Consider the following 7,733-nt stretch of genomic DNA (forward strand, 5'->3'; position numbering starts at 1 on the left):
CCGCCGGGGCGTGCGACCCTCGCGCCGCCGCGTCAGACACGGGCACCTCCCCCCGCCGGCGCGGACGCCGGGATCCGCGCTCCCGCCTCGCGGGCGCGCTGCAGGATGATCTCCGCCACCTCCGGGAAGGTCCCTACCGGCGCCGCGTAGAAGATCGTCCGCCCGTCCCGCTCGGTGACCGGCGACACGGCCGGCCGGTTGATCCCCAGGTCGTCCGGGATGGTCTCCTGGGTGTGCCACCCCTCCGCCACGAAGAAGGGAACCAGCACCAGCCGCCGCTCCTCCATCGCCTCCACCACCTCGCCCACCTCCGGCGCCTGGTCCAGGAAGCCGGTGCGCACGTGCCCGAAGACCGCCGCCTCGTCCGCCTCCCGGCTCACCCGGTAGATGACCTCCGCCGAGTTGGAGTTCCGCTCCGTCCCGTGGCCGATGATGACCAGCCCCGCACCGCGCGCCTCCTCGTCCGTGAGCCCCGCGCTCTCCTCCGCGCGCCGCAGGATCATCCGCGTCATCCAGGGGTGCGTGCCGATGGGCCCGCAGTAGTGGACGGTCTTTCCCGCCCTGCGGGTGACCGAGGGCGCCGGGCCGTCCAGCCCCAGCTCCCGCGGGATCACCTCCTCGGTGAAGTATCCCTCCGAGATGAAGAGGGGGACGACGTACACCTCGTCCGACTCCAGGAGGTCGAAGACCTCGCGCATGGAGGGCTCTTCCTTCCAGAAGCACTCCCGCACCTCGTCGAAAGCGCCCGCGCGCCGGATCTCCTCCGCGTGCCGGTAGACCGGGGCGCTGGATTCGGCGTTCAGGTGCGAGCCGTGCCCCACGATGACCAGGGCCTGCAACGTTCCCTTTCCTTGCCTGGACTGCGGTTGGTTCGGAGGGGAAGAATGCGGCCTCGGCGGGGGAGGGGCAAGGGAAGGGATGCGCAGAAAATCCTACAGACCCGCGGCTTCCGGGCCGGCGTGCGCCGCCCGTCCTACCCCTGCGACCCGCTCACCAGCAGGTCGAAGGTCGCGCGCTGGGCGGGGGAAAGCTCCGGCGGGAGCCCCACGACCAGGGCGCGCTCCGAGGCCGAGTCCGGGAGGTGGAGGACCAGGTGGTCGAGGGGGACGGGAGGGGCGTAGGCGGCAGCGCGCCCCGTGGAGTCGATCTGCACCGTCTTCCCCTCCGCGGATAGGGTCGCCAGGAGGCGCCCGTACTCCAGCCACTCCGCCACCGGGTCGGAGCCTTCCGCCGCGACGGCCGGGGTCAGGCGCTCCTCGAAGTAGCCCAGCGCCCGGCGGAACGCCTCCGGGCTGCGCTCGCGCAGCTCCTTCAGGCGCTTGCGGTAGAAGTCGCGCGGGTCGCGGGCGCCCGTCGTCTCGAGCGCCTCCTCGAAGCGCCGGTCCGCGCGGTCGCGGAGGTCCTGTGTCGCCATGCTCGTGGGGTGGATGAGGGGTCGCCGGAGGGCGAGAAAGGTACGCGGCGGCATCGGCGGGCGCCACGTCCCCCGCCGACCGCTTACGCCGGTGTCGGGGAGCTCCCGACACCGGCGCGCCACGCCAACCCGGATCCTGCGGGGAATCGGGCACGATTGTTGAGGCGCGCGGCCCGTCCCCGTCCCCCGAGCCCGGAGGTCCGCATGCCGTACCCTGTCTTCGACCCCGCAGGCCCGTCCGCCGTGGGAGCGCAGCCCGCGTTCGAGCTGTCGTGGGAGCTGTTCGGCGAGCTCTGCCGTGTGCTGGCCCTGCGCGTGGCGCACGAGTACGACCCGGAGGTGGTGGTGGGGATCGCCACTGCGGGAGTGCTCCCGGCAGCGGTGATCGCCAGCATCCTGCAGGTGGACTTCTACAGCCTGAAAATCTCCCGGCGGGAGCAGGGCGAGATCGTGCGTGCCTACCCCGAGGTGATGTCGGAGGCGCCGCGGCAGGTGCGCGGCCGGCGGGTGCTGCTCGTGGACGAGATCACCACCAGCGGCGACACCCTGCGCCTGGCCCTCCACCGCGTCCGCGACGTGGGGCCGGAAGACGTACGCACCGCCACCTGCTTCGTGAAGCCCGGCGGCTACCGTCCGGACTACCACGCCCTGGAGACCGGGTCGCTGATCGTCTTCCCCTGGGACCGGCAGGTGGTCTCGGACGAGGGGGAGCTGGTCGTACACCCCGACTACGCCCTGGCCCTGTCCGACGGCCGCTGAAACGGGCGCAGCTCTGCGTTGGGCTGCGGGCGGCTCCCTGCGGCGTACATGAAGTACGCCTCGGTCGCCGTCCTCGCCCGCCTTGATCTGCACTCCGTTTGAGCGGCCTCACTCTCCCGGTGCGGGAACGGCGAACACCAACAAAAGTGCGGGACGGCCTGGCGCCGTCCCGCACTTCGCACTTCCCCGCTTCGGTCTTATCCGCCGCGCGCCATGGAGTCCAGGAACTCCTGGTTGGTCTTCACCTTTTTCATGCGCGAGAGGAGGAACTCGATGGCCTCGGCCGGCGGCATGTCCGACAGGAAGTTGCGGAGCAGGTAGATCCGCGCCAGCTCGGTGTCGCTGAGGAGGAGGTCCTCCTTGCGCGTGCCGGAGCGGTTGATGTCGATCGCCGGGAAGATCCGCTTGTCCGCGATGTGGCGGTCGAGCACCAGCTCCATGTTGCCGGTCCCCTTGAACTCCTCGAAGATCACCTCGTCCATGCGCGAGCCCGTCTCCACCAGCGCCGTGGCGATGATGGTGAGCGAGCCGCCCTCCTCGATGTTCCGGGCCGCGCCGAAGAAGCGCTTGGGCTTGTGCAGCGCGTGCGCGTCCACGCCGCCGGAAAGGATCTTCCCGGAGTGGGGGACCGTCACGTTGTAGGCGCGGGCCAGGCGGGTGATGGAGTCCAGGAGGATCACCACGTCCTTGCCGTGCTCCACCAGGCGCTTGGCCTTCTCCAGCACCATCTCCGCCACCTGCGTGTGGCGGTCGGCGGGCTCGTCGAAGGTCGAGGAGATCACCTCGGCCTTGACGTTCTCCTGCATGTCGGTGACCTCCTCCGGGCGCTCGTCGATGAGCAGCACGATGAGGTGCACCTCCGGGTGGTTCTCCGTGATCGCGTTGGCGATCTTCTGCATCAGGATCGTCTTCCCCGCCTTGGGGGGCGCGACGATCAGGCCGCGCTGCCCCTTGCCGACCGGGGCCACCAGGTCCATGACCCGCATGGACAGGTCGCCGGTCCGGCTCTCCAGCCGGATCCGCTGGTCGGGGTAGCGCGGGCGGAGGTTGTCGAAGGCGATGCGGTGCTTCGACCTGTCCGGCTCGTCGCCGTTGACGCGCTCCACCTTGAGGAGCGCCAGGTAGCGCTCCCCCTCCTTGGGCGGGCGGACCTGCCCCAGCACCGTGTCGCCGGTGCGCAGGTCGAACCGCTTGATCTGGCTGGGGGAGACGTAGATGTCGTCCGGACCGTACAGGTAGTTCCAGTCCTGGGAACGGAGGAAGCCGTACCCTTCCGGGAGGACTTCCAGCACGCCTTCGCCGCGGAGGACGACTTCCGAGTCGAGGAGGTTCTGCTCGATCCGATAGATCAGGTCCTGCTTGCGCAGCCCCGAGTAATTGGAGATGTTCAGACCCTCCGCCATCTCGTGCAGCTCAGCGATGGTCTTGGACTTAAGCGCCGTGATGTCCACGAATTGCTCCGAATGGCTCTAAGAAACGGCGGAACGCGCCAGCCGCGCGCCGCCGGATCCGTGTTTGTCGTTGGGAAACCGGGAGAGACTCGCCTGCGGGCGGGGGGCGCGTGGCGCCACTGAACCGGGCGGATGGGGTGGTCGGGGGCAATGGCACCAACCTACAGCGCACGCGAGGCGAGGTCAAGAGTTCCGTGGTTGACTGGGTGAACGTGTTCGCCACCTACCGGGTGGTGGTCCTCCGCCGCGAAGAGATCGTTCAGGGGGTCCTGCATCCGGAGCTTTCGGCGGACGCGCCGCCGGTCCGATCGCTCCTGGAAGAGTGGAGCGGGGCCCGCTTCGTCCGGGAGACCCCGCTGGGGACCGAGGTCACCCTGCTCCGCCGGACCGCCCCGCCCACGCGCGAGCGGTGGGTGCTCCATACCCTCCTCTTCCTGCTCACCCTCTTCACCACCACCCTTTCGGGGGCGCTGTTCGCCGGGGGCGACGCCGTGCTCTGGAGAGCGGTTCCCCTGGGAGAGCTGCCGTTCCCGGTCCCAGCCGGGATCGTCACTGCACAACTCGTTCCCGGACTCTGGTTTTCCGTCCCGCTCCTCGCCGTGCTCTTCGCGCACGAGATGGGGCACTACCTCACGGCGCGCCGGTGGAGGCTCGACGTCTCGCCCCCCTTCTTCATCCCGGCGCCCCTCCCGCTGAACCTGATCGGGACCTTCGGGGCCTTCATCCGGCTCCGCTCCCCGATGATCAACCGTGCACTCCTGCTGGACGTGGGGGCGGCCGGGCCCCTCGCCAGCTTCGTGCTCTCCCTCCCGCTCGCGGCGGTCGGGCTCGGTCTGAGCAGGGTGGAATCGACGGTGTACGACACCCGCACCCACTTCCTAGTTCCGGTGGGCCCGGACGACTGGATCCCCGTGGGCGGCTCGCTGGCCTTCGAGGCGCTGGCCGCCCTGTTCGCCCCCGGCGGAAACGTGGTGGTGCTCCACCCCATCGCCCTGGCGGCGTGGCTGGGGCTCTTCGTCACCGCGCTGAACCTGTTCCCGCTGTCGCAGCTGGACGGCGGCCACATCCTCTACGCCCTGGCCGGGAGATGGCAGCGGTACGCCGCGCTCGCCTTCCTGGCGGCGCTCCTGGTCCTGGGGCGGTGGTGGATGGGCTGGTGGATCTGGGCCGGGCTGATCCTGGTGCTGGGGCGCGGGTCGGTGGCGCACCCCCCGGTCTTCGACCCGGAGTACCCGCTCTCCCCGGCGCGCCGGGCGGCCGGCTGGGCGTGCGTCGCCATTCTCGTGCTGACCTTCGCCCCGGTCCCGTTCCCGCTCTGACGGGCGGACGCGCCGTTTCCGCCGAAGTTGACAACCCCCGGCGGGTGCGAGAGATTGCCGGGGCTCAGCAGCACTCAGGGGACCGTCGTACGCGGAGTTCGGGATGGCACGTCACAATCGTGAGGGGAGGGGCGAGGACCAGCGCGGGAATACGTACCGCATCGGGTACCAGCCCGACTGGTTCCGCCAGATCAAGGTGACGCGCGACCTGGAGACGGGGCGCCAGTCCACCAAGACCCTCTTCCGCAATCCGGAGACCCCGCTCCAGGATCCGGGGAGCCGGGTCCGCACCCGCGTGCACGCGCCGGAGCTGGGGATCGACGTGGAGATCGCCGTCCAGGACCCGCGCCAGGTGGTGCGGCGCGTCACCATCGAGACCGTGGTCCCCGGAGGTCCGGAGCAGGGGGAGACGGTCGTGCTGTCCATCACCCGCGCCACGGGCGACACCGCGCCGGACGAGGACTAGAAGAACCCTTACCCCGCGGCGCCCGCGGAAGCGGAACCGCCCCCTCCCATGCTCTTCGCCCTCGCGCAGCAGCAGACCGAGCTCCCCAACATCCAGCTCCTGTTCTTCGTCAACGTGGTGGTGGTGGTCAGCGTCGTCCTCTTCGCGAGCGGCGTGGTCATCACCCTCCTGCGGCGGAGCTACCGGCGGCGGGTCGAGGAGGAGAAGCTCGCGGCCATGGGCACCGCCACCGCGCGGATCCTGCACCAGATCAAGAACCCCCTCCAGACCATCGTCCTGCACTCCGACCTCCTCCTGGACGAGGGGATCATCGCGGACCCGGTTGCGCGGCAGGAGGTCTGCGAGGCCATCATCGGCGAGTCGCAGCGCCTGGTGGCGATGCTCAACGAGCTCTCGGTGTACGCCTCCGGGGCGCGCCGGGCGCTCGCCCGCGAGCCGCTGGCGCTGCACGACATGCTGCGGCACCTGGCCCGGCAGGAGGAGCGCGAGGGCGAGGAGCGCGGGATCCGGGTGGACGCCTCCGCCGTCTCGGAGGCCGTCGTCCTGGGCGACGCCTACTACCTGCGGCAGGCGCTCGACAACCTGATCCGCAACGCGTGCGAGGCCATGAGCGGGCGGGAGGGCTCCCTCCTGATGCTGGGGGTGGACCGGGTGGGCGGGATGGCCGCCATCCGGGTGGCGGACAACGGGCCCGGGATCCCGCCGGAGCGGCTGGAGGGGATCTTCCAGCCCTTCGTGTCCACCAAGGGGAAGGGGATGGGGCTGGGGCTCTCCATCTGCAAGGAGATCGTGGAGGGGCACGGCGGGCGCATGGAAGTGCAGTCGGAGCCCGGGGCGGGGACGACGTTCACGCTGCTCCTCCCACTGTACGAGGGCGCCCCCGTCGCGGTACGGGGCTGAAGAGGAGGGGAAAGCATGGAGCTTCGGGGGGTTTTCGCGCCGGCCACGACGCCGTTCGACCCGGTGACGGGCGAGGTGGACGCGGTGGCGCTCCGCGCGAACGTGCGCGCCTGGACGCGGACGGAGCTGGCGGGGGTGGTGCTCTTCGGCTCCACCGGCGAGGGCGTGCTCCTGGACGAGGACGAGCGCGAGCGCGCCCTCGGCTCGGTGCGCGAGCTGGTGGACGGCGGACGCTTCCTCCTGGCCGGCGCGGGTGCCGAGTCCACCCGCGCCGCAGTGCGCATGGCGCGCTCCGCCGCGGCGGCGGGGGCCGACGCGGTGATGGTGCATCCGCCGGCCTACTACCGCCCGCAGATGACGCCGGAGGCGCTGCGCGACCACTTCCTCGCGGTGGCCGACGCCTCGCCCGTGCCGGTGGTGCTGTACGCGGTCCCCCCGCGCTTCAGCACGGTGGAGCTCCCCGCCGGGCTGGTGGGGGAGCTGTCGCACCACCCCAACGTCGTCGCGATCAAGGATTCCTCCGGCGACCTGAAGACGCTCGCCGCCCTCGCGGACGCCTGCGACCGGAGCTGCGCGGTGCTGGTGGGGAGCGGCGACGCGCTGTACGGCGCGCTGGAGGTGGGGGCCCGGGGCGGGATCCTGGCGGTGTCGCTCCTCGATCCCGCTACCTGCGCCGGGGCGTACCGTGCCTACGTGGAGGGCGACGTGGCCCGCGCCGGGCGCCTGCAGGAGCGCCTGGTGCCGCTGCACCGCCGCGTGGTGGGCGCGCTGGGCGTCCCGGGGGTCAAGGCGGCGCTGGACCTCCTGGGGCTGCACGGCGGCGCCCCGCGGCCGCCCCTGAAGCCGCTCCGCCCGCGCGACGCCGAGCAGGTGCGGGAAGCTCTCCGCGCGGCGGGGCTCGCCGGGGCGGAGCGGGTGGGGTGAGCGGGGCCACGGCCCTATACTCGCTGCTTGGGATCGGCATCCTTGCGCTGGTCCTGTACGACGTCTTCACCACCGTCCTGCACCACTGGGGCGGGGCGGGTCTCATCAGCGGCCGTCTCGCGCACGGCGTCTGGGACGTCGCGGTCGGGCTCACCCGGGGTATGGAGTCCCGGCGCCGTCGGTACCTGCTGGGCAAGGTAGGCCCACTCCTCGTCCCGGGGACCGTGGTGCTCTGGGCGGGGCTGCTGATCGTGGGCTTCGCCCTCCTCTACCTTCCATGGCTCCCCGGCAGCTTCCACGGGGGGAGGGCGATCCCCGAGGTGGGCTCCGTGGGAGACGCGATCTATTACAGCGGGGTCACCTTCTTCACGGTGGGGTACGGCGACATCGTCCCCGTCCAGACGGGGCTGCGCCTGATCGCAATGCTGGAGGGTGGGTCCGGCTTCGCGCTGATCACCCTCGTCGTCAGCTACTTCACCTCGATCTACACGGCCTACTCC

At 71.2% G+C, this 7,733-nt stretch carries 9 protein-coding genes; 6 read left to right on the forward strand and 3 right to left on the reverse strand.

Features of this window, described 5'->3' with window-relative positions:
• Positions 1-32 precede the first annotated feature (32 nt).
• A complete protein-coding gene (locus VGR37_19265) occupies positions 33-839 on the reverse strand; it encodes a CbiX/SirB N-terminal domain-containing protein (GenBank protein ID HEV2149549.1) in 807 nt (268 codons plus the stop codon).
• Between the two features lie 134 nt (positions 840-973).
• Positions 974-1,414 carry a hypothetical protein gene (locus VGR37_19270; GenBank protein HEV2149550.1) on the reverse strand — a complete coding sequence of 147 codons (441 nt, stop codon included), beginning with the start codon at positions 1,412-1,414 and terminating at the stop codon, positions 974-976.
• A gap of 204 nt (positions 1,415-1,618) precedes the next feature.
• Between VGR37_19270 and VGR37_19275 the strand changes: the two genes are divergently transcribed.
• The gene (locus VGR37_19275; protein HEV2149551.1) at positions 1,619-2,173 is read left to right on the forward strand and encodes a phosphoribosyltransferase family protein; all 555 of its coding nucleotides are present in this window, start codon (positions 1,619-1,621) and stop codon (positions 2,171-2,173) included.
• A 197-nt stretch (positions 2,174-2,370) separates the two neighbouring features.
• On the opposite strand, the gene rho is transcribed toward VGR37_19275, so the two are convergent.
• Positions 2,371-3,624, reverse strand: coding sequence for a transcription termination factor Rho (rho, locus tag VGR37_19280; GenBank protein ID HEV2149552.1), 1,254 nt, complete (start codon positions 3,622-3,624; stop codon positions 2,371-2,373).
• A 194-nt stretch (positions 3,625-3,818) separates the two neighbouring features.
• Between rho and VGR37_19285 the strand changes: the two genes are divergently transcribed.
• From VGR37_19285 to VGR37_19305, 5 genes are all read left to right on the forward strand, one after another.
• Entirely contained in the window at positions 3,819-4,943 is a 1,125-nt protein-coding gene (locus tag VGR37_19285) for a site-2 protease family protein (GenBank protein ID HEV2149553.1), read from the forward strand.
• A 103-nt stretch (positions 4,944-5,046) separates the two neighbouring features.
• Positions 5,047-5,409, forward strand: a complete 363-nt coding sequence (locus VGR37_19290; GenBank protein ID HEV2149554.1) for a hypothetical protein — start codon at positions 5,047-5,049, stop codon at positions 5,407-5,409.
• A gap of 48 nt (positions 5,410-5,457) precedes the next feature.
• Positions 5,458-6,309 (forward strand): HAMP domain-containing sensor histidine kinase, encoded by an 852-nt coding sequence (locus tag VGR37_19295; GenBank protein ID HEV2149555.1) that lies wholly within the window; start codon positions 5,458-5,460, stop codon positions 6,307-6,309.
• Positions 6,310-6,324: 15 nt separating this feature from the next.
• Positions 6,325-7,233, forward strand: a complete 909-nt coding sequence (locus VGR37_19300; protein ID HEV2149556.1) for a dihydrodipicolinate synthase family protein — start codon at positions 6,325-6,327, stop codon at positions 7,231-7,233.
• A partial coding sequence (locus tag VGR37_19305; protein ID HEV2149557.1) for a potassium channel family protein occupies positions 7,230-7,733 on the forward strand: 504 nt, incomplete at its 3' end. The genes VGR37_19300 and VGR37_19305, both read left to right, overlap by 4 nt.

This window comes from Longimicrobiaceae bacterium (assembly GCA_035936415.1).
Taxonomy (GTDB): domain Bacteria; phylum Gemmatimonadota; class Gemmatimonadetes; order Longimicrobiales; family Longimicrobiaceae; genus JAFAYN01.